Source organism: Nocardia sp. NPDC003979 (assembly GCF_053605015.1).
Genome location: NZ_JBSGIJ010000002.1, coordinates 36,295 through 52,980, shown reverse-complemented (window position 1 = coordinate 52,980; position 16,686 = coordinate 36,295). Strand labels below are relative to the sequence as shown.

General features: G+C 69.7%; 12 protein-coding genes. 8 read left to right on the top strand and 4 right to left on the bottom strand.

Translation table 11 applies throughout. The features are described 5' to 3' along the window. The first annotated feature begins 276 nt into the window (after positions 1-276). From ACWEVR_RS03810 to ACWEVR_RS03800, 3 genes are all read left to right on the top strand, one after another. Positions 277-1,002: a VOC family protein gene (locus ACWEVR_RS03810; RefSeq protein WP_452465725.1), complete on the top strand. Its 726-nt coding sequence runs from the start codon at positions 277-279 to the stop codon at positions 1,000-1,002. A 42-nt stretch (positions 1,003-1,044) separates the two neighbouring features. Next, complete coding sequence (locus tag ACWEVR_RS03805; protein WP_452465724.1) at positions 1,045-2,562, top strand: DUF7782 domain-containing protein; 1,518 nt, start codon at positions 1,045-1,047, stop codon at positions 2,560-2,562. Positions 2,563-2,730: 168 nt separating this feature from the next. After that, the gene (locus ACWEVR_RS03800) at positions 2,731-3,699 is read left to right on the top strand and encodes a sigma-70 family RNA polymerase sigma factor (RefSeq protein WP_067492821.1); all 969 of its coding nucleotides are present in this window, start codon (positions 2,731-2,733) and stop codon (positions 3,697-3,699) included. A gap of 232 nt (positions 3,700-3,931) precedes the next feature. Here the strand turns inward: ACWEVR_RS03800 and ACWEVR_RS03795 are convergent, their stop codons facing one another. Both ACWEVR_RS03795 and ACWEVR_RS03790 read right to left on the bottom strand, forming a co-directional pair. After that, positions 3,932-6,700 (bottom strand): bifunctional acetate--CoA ligase family protein/GNAT family N-acetyltransferase, encoded by a 2,769-nt coding sequence (locus tag ACWEVR_RS03795; RefSeq protein WP_452465723.1) that lies wholly within the window; start codon positions 6,698-6,700, stop codon positions 3,932-3,934. Then, complete coding sequence (locus tag ACWEVR_RS03790) at positions 6,693-7,934, bottom strand: acetoin utilization protein AcuC (protein ID WP_452465722.1); 1,242 nt, start codon at positions 7,932-7,934, stop codon at positions 6,693-6,695. Before ACWEVR_RS03790 ends, ACWEVR_RS03795 begins: the two co-directional genes overlap by 8 nt. Positions 7,935-8,063: 129 nt before the next feature. Between ACWEVR_RS03790 and ACWEVR_RS03785 the strand changes: the two genes are divergently transcribed. Both ACWEVR_RS03785 and galE read left to right on the top strand, forming a co-directional pair. After that, positions 8,064-8,750: a metal-dependent transcriptional regulator gene (locus ACWEVR_RS03785; protein ID WP_067636271.1), complete on the top strand. Its 687-nt coding sequence runs from the start codon at positions 8,064-8,066 to the stop codon at positions 8,748-8,750. 3 nt (positions 8,751-8,753) lie between these two features. Beyond that, positions 8,754-9,734: a UDP-glucose 4-epimerase GalE gene (gene galE / locus ACWEVR_RS03780; RefSeq protein ID WP_452465721.1), complete on the top strand. Its 981-nt coding sequence runs from the start codon at positions 8,754-8,756 to the stop codon at positions 9,732-9,734. A 23-nt stretch (positions 9,735-9,757) separates the two neighbouring features. Here the strand turns inward: galE and ACWEVR_RS03775 are convergent, their stop codons facing one another. Both ACWEVR_RS03775 and ACWEVR_RS03770 read right to left on the bottom strand, forming a co-directional pair. Next, the gene (locus tag ACWEVR_RS03775; RefSeq protein WP_452465720.1) at positions 9,758-10,915 is read right to left on the bottom strand and encodes a DUF4192 domain-containing protein; all 1,158 of its coding nucleotides are present in this window, start codon (positions 10,913-10,915) and stop codon (positions 9,758-9,760) included. Positions 10,916-11,063: 148 nt separating this feature from the next. Beyond that, a complete protein-coding gene (locus ACWEVR_RS03770) occupies positions 11,064-11,786 on the bottom strand; it encodes a sensor domain-containing protein (RefSeq protein ID WP_452465719.1) in 723 nt (240 codons plus the stop codon). 199 nt (positions 11,787-11,985) lie between these two features. On the opposite strand from ACWEVR_RS03770, the gene ACWEVR_RS03765 reads away from it, so the two are divergent. The 3 genes from ACWEVR_RS03765 to ACWEVR_RS03755 all read left to right on the top strand — a co-directional run bounded on the left by ACWEVR_RS03765 (position 11,986) and on the right by ACWEVR_RS03755 (position 16,678). After that, on the top strand, positions 11,986-12,921 hold the full coding sequence (locus ACWEVR_RS03765) for a PAC2 family protein (RefSeq protein ID WP_067492811.1): 936 nt from the start codon (positions 11,986-11,988) through the stop codon (positions 12,919-12,921). 39 nt (positions 12,922-12,960) lie between these two features. Then, positions 12,961-15,459, top strand: a complete 2,499-nt coding sequence (locus tag ACWEVR_RS03760) for a DEAD/DEAH box helicase (protein ID WP_452465718.1) — start codon at positions 12,961-12,963, stop codon at positions 15,457-15,459. 103 nt (positions 15,460-15,562) lie between these two features. After that, entirely contained in the window at positions 15,563-16,678 is a 1,116-nt protein-coding gene (locus tag ACWEVR_RS03755; RefSeq protein ID WP_452465717.1) for a type III PLP-dependent enzyme, read from the top strand. Positions 16,679-16,686 lie beyond the last annotated feature (8 nt).

Below are 16,686 nucleotides of genomic sequence, written 5' to 3'. Positions count from 1 at the left end.
CGGTCACCCTGGTGATCATGATGGATGTTGCCGTGTCGAACGAGTGGCCGGAGTGACACGTTTCGTCGATATCCGGCCAATTCGATGGGCCGGCCGGGTCGCGGCGACCGGAGCCCGCTCCGGGTGCGGCATTTGGGTCGACAGCGCGGCCCGCGCGGCATACCGTGCGAAAGGAGCCGCCGATGCCCGTGCCGCACGGCCTCTGCCGGTTTCGTGCCGGTCGGACCTTGCTGTCCGTGGCGGTGTCGCGAACCTCCGATCTACCAGGGAGACACTATGATTCGTTGGACCTGGGCGTTCATCGACCGGCCCGCAGCCACTTTCGACGAGTGCGTACGGTTCTGGGCAGAGGCGACCGGGTCGACGGTGTCGCCGCCGCGTGGAGCGCACGGTGAGTTCGTCACGCTGCTGCCGTCGACCGGACCCGCGTGGCTGAAGATGCAGCGGGTGGGCGGCGCAGACGGGACACACCTCGACCTGGATGTCGACGACATCCCCGCCGCGGTAGCCGAGGCGACGGCACTCGGGGCCCAGGTCGTCCTGGTCGATCCCGACTACACAGTGATGGAATCACCTGCGGGACAGACCTTCTGCTTCACCCTCGCGGGCCCGTCTCCCGCTACCGGTGCGATGGCACGGGTCACGGCGCCCGATGGAAATGTCGCGGCACTGGACCAGATCTGCCTCGACCTCGCACCGACCGACCTCGACTCCGACACCTCGTTCTGGCAGGCGCTCACCGGGTGGTCCCCCGAATCGACCCGGCTCCCCGAGTTCGAACGGCTGCGCGATCCCGCACAACCACTGCAGTTCCTGCTGCAACGCCTCGACGAGCCCCGACACCCCGGCGCCCACATCGATTTCGCGGCCACGGATATGTCCGCCGTCGCCACCTGGCACGAATCCCTCGGCGCGACCCGTCTCGTGGACGAGGAGTTCTGGATCGTCCTCGCCGATCCCAGTGGCACGCCCTACTGCGTGACCTCCCGCAAGCCTTCCTGAGCTGGCCGCGGCGCGGTGCGCCGAGGCTGGCAGAGTGGTCGGGTGCCTACGAACCCCACCACCACCGGTTCCCTGCTCACCGCACTGTGCCCGGATCTGCGCGCGGCGCTGACCAGGGTGGACTACACCGCCGACGGGCTGGTCGACGCGCTCGGCCCGGATGTGCATGCGGCACTCGGCCGTTCGGAACCGGTGCCCGTGCGTCGTGCCGCGCGCGACGCCGGTGAGCTCGGCACACTGATCCGGTTGCTGCTGCTCGGCGACGCACTGCCCGAAACCGACGTGGCCGCGGCGCTGGCGCCGGTGCGCGTCGACGACGCCGTGGCCGCCGGGCTGCTCATCAGAGACGGCGACGAGGTGAGCGCCGCACTCGACCTGCGCCCGCTCGACGCCGGCCACGGGAACCGGTGGATCCTGTCCGATCTCGACGACTCGATGCGCAGGCGAACCCTCACCGAGGAGCACGTTCTCGGCGTCGGCCACGCCTCGCTCTCGCTGCTGCGGGCCACCCCGACCGAACCGGTTGGCACCGTGCTCGACCTGGGCACCGGGTGCGGTGTGCAGGCCGTGCACGCGGCCGCCTACGCGGACAGGATCACCGCCACCGATGTGAATCCGCGCGCGCTCTGGCTGGCACAGGCCACCGCCGCCCTCAACGAACTCGAGATCGAACTGCTCGAAGGGTCGTGGTTCGAACCGGTGGCGGGCAGGCGGTTCGATCAGATCGTCGCCAATCCGCCCTTCGTCGTGGGGCCCGCACGCATCGAACACACCTACCGGGACTCGGGGCTCGCGCTCGACGGGGCGAGCGAGTTGGTGATCGGGCAGGCCGCCGGGCTGCTCGCAGCCGGCGGTACCGCGGCCATGCTCGCCGCCTGGGTGCATGTCGAGGGGCAGGACTGGCGGCAGCGGGTGTCGTCGTGGTTGCCGGAACAGGGCGTCGACGCGTGGGTGGTGCAGCGCGATGTCGCCGATCCCGGACTGTATGTGGGTACCTGGTTGCGTGACGCGGGCCTGGACCCACGCGACCCGGAGGCGCAGGAACGCGCGGCACGCTGGCTCGATGCCTTCGAGGCCGCCGACGTGACGGGTGTCGGCTTCGGCTTCGTCTACCTGCGTGCCATCGACGGGCCGACCGAACTGCTCGCCGAGGACCTCACCCACGGCTTCGACGACCCGCTCGGGGCCGAAGTGGGCGACTATTTCGCCCGTTCGGCCTGGTTGCGAGCGGTGGCCGCCGACGAAAACCTCGCGTGGCGTTCACGTTTCGCGCCGAGCCCGGCCACTGCCCTGGAACGGGTGTACCTGCCGGGTGAGGACGGCTGGGCCGAGCAGGTGGCGCGGTTGCATCGCGGTGATGGTCCGCGCTGGCAGCACGAGGTCGACGAGACGACCGTCGCGCTCATCGCGGGAATGCGGGCCGACGGTCTGCCGTTGTACGAACTGATCGAACTGCTCGCGCTCGCCGACGGAGCCGAGCAGGTGACCCCCGAGTTCGCGGCCCAGGCCCTCGGCGTGGTCGCCGGTCTCGTCCGCCACGGATTGATTCGACCGGTGTAGACCGGGCCGGACGGGGCACGCGTTCCACGACGGCGTCCTTCTCAGGAACTTCTCAGCCGTGCACGGATAAATCCGCAGCTCAGAGCGGTTTATCACGCACGGGATCGGGAACTTTCTCTAAGTCGGGTCCGTTGATCGGAGTGAGACACCACCGACAGGAGGCAAGTCATGACAAGCCCCGCCACTACTCGAGTGCGCCCCAGCGAGTCCGATATCGACGCCCAGAGCCCCGCCGCCGACCTGGTACGCGTGTACCTGAACGGGATCGGCCGCACGGCCCTGCTCACGGCGGCCGACGAGGTCGAGCTGGCCAAGCGTATCGAGGCGGGCCTGTATGCCCAGCACCTGCTCGAGACCGGCAAGCGGTTATCGGCGGCCCGCAAGCGTGATCTGGCCGTTCTGGTTCGCGAGGGGCAAGCCGCCCGCTCGCACCTGCTCGAGGCCAACCTGCGTCTGGTGGTTTCGCTGGCCAAGCGCTACACCGGCCGCGGCATGCCGCTGCTCGATCTCATCCAGGAGGGCAACCTCGGCCTCATCCGCGCGATGGAGAAGTTCGACTACGCCAAGGGCTTCAAGTTCTCCACCTACGCCACCTGGTGGATCCGCCAGGCCATCACCAGGGGTATGGCCGATCAGAGCCGCACCATCCGGCTGCCCGTGCACCTGGTCGAACAGGTGAACAAGCTCGCCAGGATCAAGCGCGAACTGCATCAGCAGCTCGGTCGCGAGGCCACCGATGCCGAACTGGCCAACGAGTCGGGCATCCCGGTGGAGAAGATCGCCGACCTGCTCGACCACAGCCGCGACCCGGTGAGCCTCGACATGCCCGTCGGTAACGACGAGGAAGCGCCCCTCGGCGACTTCATCGAGGACTCCGAGGCCACCTCGGCCGAGAGCGCCGTGATCGCGGGCCTGCTCCACCACGACGTCCGCAGCGTCCTGGCCACCCTCGACGAACGCGAACAGCAGGTCATCCGCCTGCGCTTCGGCCTCGACGACGGGCAGCCCCGCACCCTCGACCAGATCGGCAAGCTGTTCGGCCTGTCCCGCGAGCGGGTGCGTCAGATCGAGCGCGAGGTCATGTCGAAGCTGCGCAAGGGTGAGCGCGCCGACCGCCTGCGTGCCTACGCGAGCTGACCCCCTGTCAGCGCCGTGCCGATCCGCCGCCATCGCGCGACGGTGACCTGCGTGCGCTGACCCAGACCTGACGGCCCTCAGGGGTCGTCTTCCGAAACGCCGACCGGTGTCCGTGACTCCATCCCCCTCCGGGGTCGCGAACCGGTCGGCGTTGTTCGTTCACCACTTCCCTGCCTGTGGCGTGTACCGCCGCTGAGCGGGCACCGGCGCTCCGACGCGGGCGTGTGGTCGTTCATGCCAGGCGGCGGGGGCCGGTGTCGAAGCGGGTGGGTTGGGGGCCGATGCGGGCGCGGGCGTAGATGATCTCGGCCGAGCCGGGGGAAGCCAGGACGGGGTCGCAGGACAGTTCGCGCATCTGGGGGATGTCGTCGAACAGGGCCGAAATCCGTTGGGCCAGTTCGATGAGCGCCGCCTTGTCGACACCCGGTCCCGCCGGGCCGGGCGAGAGCAGTGGTGCGGCGCGAGGTGCGTCGATCAGGGCGGCGGCCTCGTCGGCGGTCAGCGGTAGTGCGCGGTAGGCGCGGTCACCGAGCAAATCCATGATCATGCCGGACAGGCCGAACTCGATGACCGAGCCGAACGACGGGTCGTCGGTGACGCTCAGCACGCACCCGACGCCCTTGGTCGCCATCTTCTGCACGTGCAGTAGGGGATCGCCGCAGATCACGACGAGATCGGTGTACGCCTGACGGACGGCATCGGGCCCCCACAGATCCAACCGGACCCCGATCAGATCCGGCCTGCGCCGCCACAGCTCACCGGTGGCCTTCGCGGCGACCGGGTAGCCCAGTTCCTCGGCTGCGGCCACCGCCTGCTCCGCGTCACGCACGGCCCGGAAGTCGACGATGTCGATGCCGTAGCACTCGAGCAACCGCACCGCCTCGTCATCGGTGAGCCACCGTCCCGACGACCCGGCCGACCACTCCTCCACCAGCGCCGTCGCCGCGGCGGTGTCGATGCCGGGAGGACGAACCACCGGTGAGACGGGCCGATCCCGCCAGCGCGCGTAGCGATCGACCCTGGTCAGCGCGCGGGCGGCACGTTCCGGATCGGGATACGACGGGATGGACCCGCGTCCCGGCGCACCACCGGTCGATCGCACGGCGAGCAGATCGGGAATTCCGGATTCCGCCACGAAGGTGGTGAGCACCGGTTTGTCCCGGTCGGGTGCGGCGGCCGCAGCCGCACGCAACGCATCCGCGAACCCACCCATATGCACCGGCACCGGGGGCGCGACAACCACGATCACCGCATCGACTTCCTCACTGCGCAGTGCCGCCAGCACGGCCTCCCGGTAGTCGGCAGGAGTCGCCTCGGGCCCGAGATCCACCGGCCCGTCAGCCGTCCCACCTCCGACGTGGCCATCCGGACCGCCCGGTCCGCGTTCGGTCGGCCGGGCTCCGGGGCCCCGGTCGACAGCTGTGGGCGGGCGGTGGATACGCAGGCCCTCGCTGGTGGCCGCGTCGATGGCCAGCCAGTTCAGGGCAGCGCTGTTGCCGACCACCGCTACCCGTGGTCCGCGCGGCAACGGCTGACACGCCAGCAGGGCGGCACAGTCGAACAGTTCGGAAATGGAGTCCACCTGGATGATTCCGGCCTGGGCGAACAGGTCACGCACCACTGTGCGATCCATATCGGCGCCGGCGGCCAGCCTGCCGCTGCTCACGGCCACGATCGGTTTGCCGCGCGCCACCCGCCGCGCGAGCCGGGAGAACTTGCGCGGATTACCGAAACTCTCCAGGTAGAGCAGGATCACCTCGGTATCGGCGGCGGTGTCCCAGTACTGCAGTAGGTCGTTGCCCGACACATCGGCGCGGTTGCCCGCCGACACGAACGTCGACACCCCGAGATTGCGGGTGGCGGCCTCGGCGAGAATGGCGGCGCCCAGGGGGCCCGATTGACAGAAGAACCCGATCCGCCCACGCTGGGGCAGTACCGGGGCGAGGGTCGCATTGAGCCCTACGGCCGGGTCGGTGTTGGCGATGCCGAGCGCGCTCGGTCCGACGACCCGCATCCCGTGCCCCCGGGCGGCGGCGACGAGGTCCTGTTCGGCGGCCAACCCGGCTGGCCCGGTCTCCCCGAAACCGGCGGTGAGCACGATCAGGCCTTTGACGCCCTTGGCCATGCAGTCGTCGAGCACCGATCCGATCGCGGCGGGCGGCACCGCGACGACTGCGAGGTCGACCTCGTCGGGAATCTCGCGGACGGTGGCGTAGGCGCGCACCCCGCGCACCGACCGGCGGTGCGGATTCACCGGGAACACCGGGCCGGCGAATCCCCCGGCGAGCAGGTTGGCCAGTACGGCGCCGCCGACCCGTGTACTCTCCGGCGACGCGCCGATCACCGCCACCGAACCGGGTGCGAGCAGATTGCCCACGCTGCGCGCCTCCGACGCCGCCTCCCGGGCGTCCCGGACGGTGCGCAGGGCCTCGGTGGGGTCGATCGCGAACTCCAGGTGCACCTCGGAGCCGTCGCGGCTGCGCTGCAACTGGTAGCCGGCGTCACGGAACACCGTGATCATGGCCTCGTTCTCGGCCAGCACCTCGGCGGTGAAGGTCTCCACCTCGTTCTCGGCGGCGGCACCAGCGAGGTGCTCGAGCAGGATCGACCCGAGTCCGCGCCCCTGGTGTTCGTCGGCGACGACGAACGCCACCTCGGCCGCGCGCGGCCCCGGCCGGTCGAGCAGTTCGTAGCGGGCCACCGCGATGATCGCGGTACCGAGCACCGCGACCAACCCCACCCGGTCGTGATAGTCGACATGGGTGGTGCGGTACATGTCCTTCGGCGAGATTCTCGGATAGGGACCGAAATAGCGCAGGTAGCGGGTGCGATCCGAGAGCCGGGCGTGGAAGTCCGCGAGCGCGTCGGCATCGGCGGGCACGATCGGACGGATCCGCACCACCCCGCCGTCGGCCGCCAGCACATCGCCGAACAGTTGCGGCGGCGGCTCCGGCGGGTTCGCGGGCGTATCGGGGGTGTCGGGCAGCAGTGGTTCAGTCACGGGGATCCTCCGGGTCGAGACCGAGCAGCGAGAAACCGGCCCGTCGGGTGGCCGAGATGGCGGTGTCGACAGCGCGCTGGGCTCGGACCTCGTCGGCGTCACCGATCTCGGGGGTGCCGCCCGGCCCGTCCCACGGGCGGTAGGTCGGGTCGCCACCGTCGCTCATCGTCGTCGGCGGGGTGATCCGCGGCGCCGACGCGCGTACCTGCTCGCGCCAGCTCTCGGGAATCGGGGTGTCCGGCGCCAAGGGGCGATCCAGCGCGGCCGCGAGCAGGTGCGTCCACGCCCGTGGCACCACCCGCACCACCCCGTAGCCACCACCACCGAGCGCGAGCCATCTGCCCTCGGCGTGGCGGTCGGCCAGCTCGCGCATGGCGAGGAAGGCCGCGCGCTGACCGTCGACGGTCAGTTCCAGATCGGCGAGCGGGTCCTCGCGGTGGGTGTCCACCCCGCACTGGCTCACGATGATCTGCGGCCGGAACGCGGCGATCGCACCGGGCACCACCGCGTGAAAACCGCGTAGCCACTGCGCGTCCCGGGTGCCGGGCAGCAACGGCAGGTTGATCGAGGTGCCCTCGGCGCTACCGAGCCCGGTCTCCTCCGGCCACCCCGTATTGGGCCACAGCGTGGCCGGATGCTGGTGCAGCGACACCGTGAGCACCCGTGGATCGGCGTAGAAGGCGCGCTGCACACCGTCGCCGTGATGGACATCGACATCGACATACGCGATCCGGTCGAATCCGTTGTCCAGCAACCAGGAGATCGCGATCGCGGCGTCGTTGTAGATGCAGAACCCCGCCGCCGAATCCGGCATGGCGTGGTGCATGCCCCCGCCGATGCTCACCGCGCGCCGGGTACGCCCGGCCGCGATCTCCCGCGCCGCGGCCAGCGTGCCGCCGACGATCACCGAAGCCGCCTCGTGCATGTGCGGGAAGACCGGATTGTCGGCGGTGCCCAGACCGTAGAGGGTGTCCTCCGGAGTGGCAGGTCCCGCACCGGCTCGGCGAACCGCCTGTATATAGGCATTGCTGTGCACCCGCAGCAACTCGCCCTGGGTAGCCTCGGCAGGCGCGAGTGGTTCGATACCGTCGAGCAGGCCGAGACTTTCGGCCAGCGACATGGTGAACCGCAGGCGCGCCGGTTTCATCGGATGCTCGGGGCTCCAGGTGTAGCCGAGGAATCGCTCGGTCCAGACGAGAGTTCCCGGCGCTCGGCTCGGTGGCACAGTGACCATGCTCGCCACGCTAGCCGGAAGCAGCGGGCCCCGTGAGACGTTGACATGCAGTAGAAATAGGGCCGCCGGTCCAGCGCACGGACCGGCGTTCGCCCGTGGGTAGAATCGTGCCGACGAAGGGGTTATCAGGTGAAAGATCTGGTCGACACCACGGAGATGTACCTCCGTACCATCTACGACCTCGAGGAAGAGGGCGTGGTGCCCTTGCGGGCACGAATCGCCGAGCGGCTCGAGCAGAGTGGTCCGACGGTGAGCCAGACTGTCGCGCGGATGGAACGCGACGGCCTGCTGCTCGTCGCGGGTGACCGCCATCTCGAGCTGACCGACAAGGGTCGCTCGATGGCGGTCGCGGTGATGCGCAAGCACCGGCTCGCCGAGCGGTTGCTGGTCGACATCATCGGGCTGGACTGGCAGAACGTGCACGCCGAGGCGTGTCGCTGGGAGCACGTGATGAGCGAGGAGGTGGAGCGGCGCCTGATCGAGGTGCTCAACCACCCGACCACCTCGCCCTACGGCAACCCCATCCCCGGCCTCGACGAACTCGGCCTCGCCGACCCGCCGCCGGTGGAGGAGAAGCTCATCCGCCTCTCGGACCTGCCCAACGGCGCGCTGCACGCGGTGGTCGTACGCAGGCTGGCCGAGCACATCCAGACCGACCCCGAGGTCATCGGCCGGTTGCGCGAGGCCGGTGTCGTTCCCGACGCGCGCGTCACCGTGGAGACCAAGCCGGGTGCGGTGCTGATCACGGTGCCGGGGCACCACGGTTTCGAATTGTCCGAGGAGATGGCGCACGCCGTCCAGGTGAGGCTGGTCTGATTCGTGAAACTTCTGGTCACCGGCGGCGCCGGCTATGTGGGCGGCGTGTGCGCCGCGGTGTTGCTCGAGCAGGGCAACGAGGTGGTCGTCGTCGACGACCTGTCGACCGGTAACGCCGACGGTGTCCCGGCGGGCGCGCGATTCGTCGAAGGCGATATCGCCGAGGCCGCCCCGGCCCTGCTGCGCGCCGAATCCTTCGACGGTGTCCTGCATTTCGCCGCCCAGTCGCTGGTGGGCGAGTCGGTGGAGCAGCCGGCCAAGTACTGGCACGGCAACGTGGCGAAGACGCTGACCCTGCTCGACGCGATGCGCGAGACCGGCACCGGGCGCCTGGTGTTCTCCTCGACGGCGGCGGTCTACGGCGAGCCCGAACAGGTGCCGATCACCGAGGACTCGCCCACCCGCCCGACCAACCCCTACGGCGCGAGCAAACTGGCGATCGACCACGCCATCACCTCCTACGCGGTGGCCTACGGGCTGGCCGCGACGAGCCTGCGTTACTTCAATGTGGCTGGCGCCTACGCCGGGCTCGGCGAAAACCGTGTGGTGGAAACCCATCTGATTCCCCTCGTGCTGCAGGTGGCGCTCGGCCACCGCAAGGCGATCTCGGTGTACGGCACCGATTGGCCCACCCCCGACGGCACCTGTGTGCGCGACTACATCCACATCCGTGATCTGGCGCAGGCGCATCTGCTCGCCCTGTCGTCCTCGCAGCCGGGCACTCACCGCGTTCTCAACCTCGGCTCCGGCACCGGTTTCTCGGTGCGCGAGGTGATCTCGGCGTGCGAGCGGGTGACCGGTCTGCCCATCGAGGCCATCGACGCGCCCCGCCGCGCGGGCGATCCGGCCGTCCTGATCGCCTCGAGCGAGAAGGCGATCGCCGAGCTGGGCTGGACGCCCGAGCACAACGACATCGACGAGATCGTCACCGACGCCTGGGAATTCCTGCGTTCGCTCGGCGACAAGGCGCACAGCGCCCGCTGACCCGGCCGACCGGTGCGGCCCGCTCAAGACCGCACCGGCCCCAGGTCGACCCCGAGATCGGCGGCGATCCGGCGCCCGCAATCGGCCAGCGTGCGCAACCGTTCGGGCCGAAGACCCGACTGCAGCGACGTTTCCAGCAGTACCGCCATCGGATGGTCACCGTCGGCATCCACGGCGGCGGCCAGCGCGATGCCCGCGAACGGCCCGTCGCCGCGCACGTAGGCACTGAAGCCGAGCAGTGCGGCGGCCTCGGCGCGGTCGCCCGCCGGGGTGGCCCTGGCCAGCTGGGCCCACAACCCTTCCGCCGCTTCGGCGTGGTCGGTGACGGCAAGCCCGTAGAGCGCGTCCCGAACCGCCCGATCACGCAGAGTGGCGGCCAGCCTGGCGAATTCGCGATCGGCGCGTGGCAGTCCCGAGGTGGCGTCGGCGATCTGCCACAGCACCCACTCCAGCGCACGACGCCGAAACACCGCGCCCTCCCCCACCCGTTCGGCCGTCGCGAGCCCGCCACGGTAGCGGGCGACGGCCGGTCCGAGCTTGCGCCGAACCCGCGCGCACAACTGTTCGTCGGGTTCGACCAGCGCCGTGAGTTCGCCGCGGGAGCGCCGTATCTGCCTGCCGTCGAGCACATGTGACAGCGAGACCATCGAGGAGTCCGGGTCGGCGACCAACCCGCCGCCGGTCCCGAGCAGACTGCGGTATCGCGCGCCCGCGGCGACGGCACGCACCGCCCAGGCCCCACGCACCTCGATCCCCTGCGCACCGATCGCGGCGAGCAGCGCGTGGCCGCGCGCGGCGGTGGCCGAGAAGGATCGCTGCCGGTCGTCGATGAAGACGGCGAACACCCCGCTCGCCTGTTCACGCACGCAGATCGACCCGAGGCACCCGAGGAAATGCTCGTAGTGGTCGGGATCGGTGACGGCGTCGAGGTCGAAGCGCACCACCGCGTCGATCCCGGCGGCGGCGGTGGGGTGCGGGTGCAGGACGGCGACGACGAGGGAGCGTTCGGGTACGAAACCGAGCATCGCCGGGAGCGCGGCGATGAGATCGCCGGGCTCGTCGACGCGGACGGCGGGGGTGGGCAGATCCCGGTAACCGGGGCCTGTCTCGGCACAGGTGAGCGCCCGGGGAAAAGGGCCGGTGCGGTTGGCCCGCCGGGTCGGGTTGGTCGAAGATGTCATGGCTCGAGCGTCCTCGCCCGCCGTCCCGGCACCGCCGGCGCGACCTGGGCTTATCGCCGCCCTGTGCACAGCGGCGAACCTGTGCACAACCACCGCGGTCGCGGGTCCGGGCGCACCGGAAATGTCGGTGCCGCGTGGTAGCGGCCGATCAGCGCGTGCGTACGGAGTCCACGGCCGTGGCGAACAGCTCGTCGACGGCGGCTTTGTCCGGTTCGCCCGCGCCGAAGGTCATCGATGTCACGGTGATCCGGATGTCGCCGACGCGCCCGACCGAGGTGTACATCGTCTGTGTCAGCCCGGCCCCACCGACATCCGGAATCACGCTGCGCCGCAAGGTCATCGCCTCGTCGGCACCGGCCGGTACGTGCGCGGAGACCTCCGTGGTGACGGTCGACCCCGCCCCCGCCCGGCTCACCCGGATCTGTTCGCAGGCCCGTAACCGGTCACGCACCCGCGCGAGCAGTTCGGTGGTTCGCGACAGTTCGACGGTGAGACTGGCCCGGCTGGCCTCGTCGGTGCCCACCGCCACCGCGGGCGGCTCGGCACCGGGCTCGGGCTCCGGCGGTGTGCATTCGACCGGGCTCACGGTCGCACCCATCCCGACCCCGTCCAGATCCCCTGCCGCGGCCGAGGCGGCCTGCGGCGTGAGCACGACCGCCGGATAGGCGGCCGGGAACTCGTGCGTGGCGGGCAGCAGATCGGCGGGCGCGGCCTCGACATGGTGCATCGAGGTGGCGCTCTCGGCGACCGGGATGCCGCTGACCGCCTCGGCACACCCGGTCAGCGTCCCCGCCATCAGCACGGCACAGGCCGCGACTCGCCGACGACCAGCCGTCGTCGGAACGGCCCTGCTGAGCGAGGTGCGCGCCACGTTCACACCTTTCACTGTGCCCCACCGGACCGAGCGGTCGCCGCGCGCCACGCCGGAGGGAATGCCAGGGCGCGTGCGGCTGTTGGAAGCAGGACGAGCCGTCCTCCGGCCGTGTGCGTCGGTCGTGCTCGCATGGGGGACAATGGACGAGCCTCCCCCGCCGCGAGCGTTGGTGGACCGCGCAGGAAGGAGAAACGCGATGGATGACCAGTCGCACATGTACGAACTGGAGTTTCCGGCACCGCAGTTGTCCGCGGACGACGGCGCCGGTCCCGTGCTGGTGCACGGCCTGGAAGGTTTCACCGACGCCGGCCACGCGGTGCGCCTGGCGACGACGCACCTGCGCGAGAGCCTGGAGTCGGAACTGGTCGCGTCGTTCGACGTGGACGAGCTGCTCGACTACCGGTCGCGCCGTCCCCTGATGACGTTCAAGACCGATCATTTCGCCGATTACGCCGAGCCCGAACTGAACCTGTGGGCGTTGCGCGACACGGCGGGCACCCCGTTCCTGCTGCTGGCCGGTCTCGAGCCGGATCTGCGCTGGGAGAAGTTCACCACCGCCGTGCGGCTGCTGGCCGAACAGCTCGGTGTGCGCCGCACGATCGGCCTGTCGGCGATCCCGATGGCGATCCCGCACACCCGCCCGCTCGGTGTCACCGCGCATTCCTCGGACCGTTCGCTGCTCGGTGAGCATCAGCGCTGGCCGGGTGAGCTGCAGGTGCCCGGCAGCGCGTCGTCGCTGCTCGAGTTCCGGATGGCCCAGCACGGCCACGAATCGCTCGGGTTCTCCGTGCACGTGCCCCACTACCTCGCCCAGACCGACTACCCCGAGGCCGCCCAGACCCTGCTCGAGAGCGTCGCCGACAACACCGGTCTCGAGCTGCCGCTCGCCGCACTCGGCGAGGCGGCCGCGCGGGTGCGCGAACAGGTCGCCGAGCACATCGCGGGCAACGAGGAGGTGGAGACGGTCGTCGCGGCACTGGAACGCCAGTACGACAGTTTCGTCACCGCCCAGGAACGCCAGTCCAGCCTGCTGGCCGGCGACGGCGAGCTGCCGAGCGGCGAGGAGCTCGGCGCCGAGTTCGAGCGTTTCCTGGCCGAGCAGGGCGGCTACGACGACACCGGACGGGACTGACGCACGGTCGCACCGCACCCGACCACTAGGGTGGTCGGAGTGGATCTGACCGACCTGCTCGAAATTCCCGGTACCGACGCCGACGCGCTCTACGAGTCGTTCGCGCTGTGGGCCGCCGAGCAGGGCACCACCCTGTATCCGGCGCAGGACGAGGCGCTGATGGAGCTGGCGTCGGGGTCCAATGTCATTCTGGCGACCCCGACCGGTTCCGGTAAGTCCTTGGTCGCGGTCGGCGCGCACCTGTTCGCCATGGCCAACGGGCAGCGCAGCTACTACACCGCACCCATCAAGGCACTGGTGAGTGAGAAGTTCTTCGCGCTGTGCGAGGTGTTCGGCGCCGAGAACGTCGGCATGGTCACCGGTGACGCCGCCGTGAACGCCGACGCGCCGATCATCTGCGCCACCGCCGAGATCCTGGCGAACCTGGCGCTGCGCGAGGGCGCCGCCGCTGAAGTGGGCCAGGTCGTGATGGACGAGTTCCATTTCTACGCCGATCCGGATCGTGGCTGGGCCTGGCAGGTGCCGATCATCGAATTGCCCCGCGCCCAATTCCTCTTGATGTCGGCCACGTTGGGCGAGGTGGATTTCTTCGCCACCGACCTCGAGCAGCGCACCGGCAGGCCGACCGCCGTGGTGGCGGGCACCGAACGCCCGGTGCCGCTGACGTTCTCCTACGTGCGCACCCCCATCACCGAAACCCTCGAGGAACTGGTCACGACCCACCAGGCCCCGGTGTACGTCGTCCACTTCACCCAGGCCGCCGCCCTGGAACGCGCGCAGGCGCTGACCAGTGTGAACTTCGCCTCCCGCGCCGAGAAGGACGCCATCGCCGCCGCGATCGGCGACTTCCGGTTCGCCTCCGGTTTCGGCAAGACCCTCTCCCGGCTGATCCGCCACGGTATCGGCGTGCACCACGCGGGCATGCTGCCCAAATACCGCAGGCTGGTGGAGAAACTCGCCCAGGAGGGCTTGCTGAAGGTGGTGTGCGGCACCGACACCCTCGGCGTCGGGATCAACGTGCCGATCCGCACCGTGCTGCTGACCGGACTGACCAAATACGACGGTGTGCGCACCCGCAGGCTCAAGGCCCGCGAGTTCCATCAGATCGCCGGACGCGCCGGACGCGCCGGATTCGACACCATGGGCACCGTCGTCGTGCAGGCCCCCGAGCACGAGGTGGAGAACGCGCGCCTGATCGCCAAGGCGGGCGACGATCCGAAGAAGCAGCGGAAGGTGCAGCGCCGCAAGCCCCCCGAAGGGTTCGTGTCGTGGAGCGAGGAGACCTTCGACCGGTTGGTCGCCGCGCAACCCGAACCGATGGTGTCGCGTTTCGCGGTCACCAACTCGATGCTGCTCAATGTCATCGCGCGGCCGGGCAACTGCTTCTCCGCCATGCGGCACCTGCTCGAGGACAATCACGAACCGCGCCCGGCCCAGCGCAAACACATCCTGCGCGCCATCCGCCTCTACCGTTCGCTGCGCGACGCCGGTGTGGTGCAACAGCTCTCCGAGCCCGACGCCAAGGGCCGGATGGCGCGGCTCACCGTCGACCTGCAACGCGACTTCGCGCTCGATCAGCCGCTGTCGCCGTTCGCGCTCGCCGCGTTCGAGCTCCTCGACCGCGAAAGCCCCACCTACACACTCGATGTCGTGTCCCTGATCGAGGCGACGCTCGAGGATCCGCGGCAGCTGCTGATGGCCCAGCAGCACAAGGCGCGCGGCGCCGCCGTGGCCGAGATGAAGGCCGAGGGCATCGAATACGAGGAGCGCATGGAGCTGCTCGAGGAAGTGTCCTGGCCCAAGCCGCTCGCCGACCTGATCGAGCCCGCGTTCGAGACCTACCGCGCCGGGCACCCGTGGGTGTCGGAGTTCGCGCCGTCACCGAAGTCGGTGGTGCGCGACATGATCGAGCGCGCGATGACCTTCGCCGAACTGATCTCCTTCTACGAGCTGACCCGCTCCGAAGGTGTGGTGCTGCGCTACCTGGCCGACGCCTACCGTGCCCTGCGCCGCACCGTGCCCGACGCGGCGCGCACCGAGGAACTCGACGACCTCACCGAATGGCTCGGCGAACTGATCCGCCAGGTCGATTCGAGCCTGCTCGACGAATGGGAACAGCTCACCAACCCCGGCGCCGAGATCGACACCGATCAGGTGGCCTTCGGGGCCGAACAGGTGCGCCCGATCTCGGCCAACGAACGCGCCTTCCGGATCATGGTGCGCAATGCCATGTTCCGCCGGGCGGAACTGGCCTCGCGGCAGCGCTGGTACGAGCTGGATCAGCTCGGGACGGGCCCCGACTGGGCCGAGGAGTTCGCACCCTATTTCGAGGAGTACGAGACCATCGGCACGGGCCCCGACGCACGCGGCCCTCAGCTGTTCCGGGTGGAGCAGCGGCCCGGTTTCTGGCACGTGCGCCAGGTGATCGACGACCCGGCGGGCGACCACGGGTGGGCGCTGACGGCGATCGTGGATCTCGAGGAGTCCGACGCCGCGGGCGAGGTGGTGTTCGACGAGGTCACGGTAGCGCCGGGCTGAGTCATACCCGATCGATATGACCAATATGACGAATGTTTGACGGATTCGTTGTTGGGTAGGCGCCGCTGATACTCTCTCCCGGCCGCCGACCGAAAGTTCAACTATGCCCGAATCCCCGTACCTTGTCATCTACCCCGAGCGGGTACGTGCCAACTACCGAACCCTCGCCGCCGCCGTCTCGGCGCAGCGCGAGCAGGGCACCCGGATCAGGTACGCGGTGAAAGCGGCTCCCGTCGACGAGTTGCTGAGCCTGCTCGACGCCGAGGGCGCCGAGTTCGACGTCGCCAGTGTCGGTGAGATCGATCAGTGCGTGCGCCTCGGTATCGCGGCCGACAAGCTCTGCTACGGCAACCCCATCAAGAAGAGCGCCCACATCGCCTACGCCCACGCCGCCGGTGTGCGCCGGTTCGCCTTCGACACCGAGGACGATCTCGAGCGCATCGCCGAGCACGCGCCCGGCGCGGAGGTGGAGTGCCGGTTCCTGTCCTCGGCACCGGAGTCGCGCACCCCGTTCGGCACCAAGTTCGGGTGCGCACCCGGCGAGGCCCTGCGGTTGCTCGTACGGGCGCGCGATCTGGGTCTGCGTGTCGGTGGCCCGTACTTCCATGTGGGCTCCCAGCAGCTCGATCCGGCCGCCTGGCGGATCGGTATCGAGCAGGCCGGTGAGATCGTGAAGGCCTTGGCGGACAAGGACATTCACGTCGCCGCGGTGAACATCGGCGGCGGCCTGCCCATCTCCTACGCCGAATCGGCGCCCGAACCGGGTGCGATCGCGGCCGCCGCGGCGCAGGCCGCGGCCGAATTCCTGCCCGCGTCGGTCGAGCTGATCGTGGAGCCGGGGCGTGCCCTGGTCGGTAACGCGGGCACCATCCACGCCGAGGTCGTCGGCGTGCGTTTCGCGCCGGACGGGCGGCGCTGGGTGTATCTCGACATCGGCCGATACAACGGTATGGCCGAGACGGAGAACGAGTACATCGCCTACCGTTTCGTCACCGATCGCGACGGCGATCCGGCGGGCGAGGCGGTGGTCGCGGGTCCGACCTGCGACGGCGACGATGTACTGTATCAACGCACGAAGGTCCTTCTGCCGACCACGTTGCGAGCCGGTGATCAGATCCAGATTCTCGACACCGGCGCCTATACCGCGAGTTATTCGTCGGTGTCCTTCAATGGTTTTCCGCCCTTGACCGTTCATGTCTCGGGCGCTGAGCGAGAGTGAGTTTGCCC

Excerpts from the sequence above, each read along its gene's own strand:
- ACWEVR_RS03775 (WP_452465720.1), bottom strand. The coding sequence starts at position 10,915 with ATGACATCTTCGACCAACCCGACCCGGCGGGCCAACCGCACCGGCCCT.
- ACWEVR_RS03790 (WP_452465722.1), bottom strand. The coding sequence starts at position 7,934 with ATGGTCACTGTGCCACCGAGCCGAGCGCCGGGAACTCTCGTCTGGACC.
- ACWEVR_RS03800 (WP_067492821.1), top strand. The coding sequence starts at position 2,731 with ATGACAAGCCCCGCCACTACTCGAGTGCGCCCCAGCGAGTCCGATATC.
- ACWEVR_RS03755 (WP_452465717.1), top strand. The coding sequence starts at position 15,563 with ATGCCCGAATCCCCGTACCTTGTCATCTACCCCGAGCGGGTACGTGCC.
- ACWEVR_RS03810 (WP_452465725.1), top strand. The coding sequence starts at position 277 with ATGATTCGTTGGACCTGGGCGTTCATCGACCGGCCCGCAGCCACTTTC.
- ACWEVR_RS03765 (WP_067492811.1), top strand. The coding sequence starts at position 11,986 with ATGGATGACCAGTCGCACATGTACGAACTGGAGTTTCCGGCACCGCAG.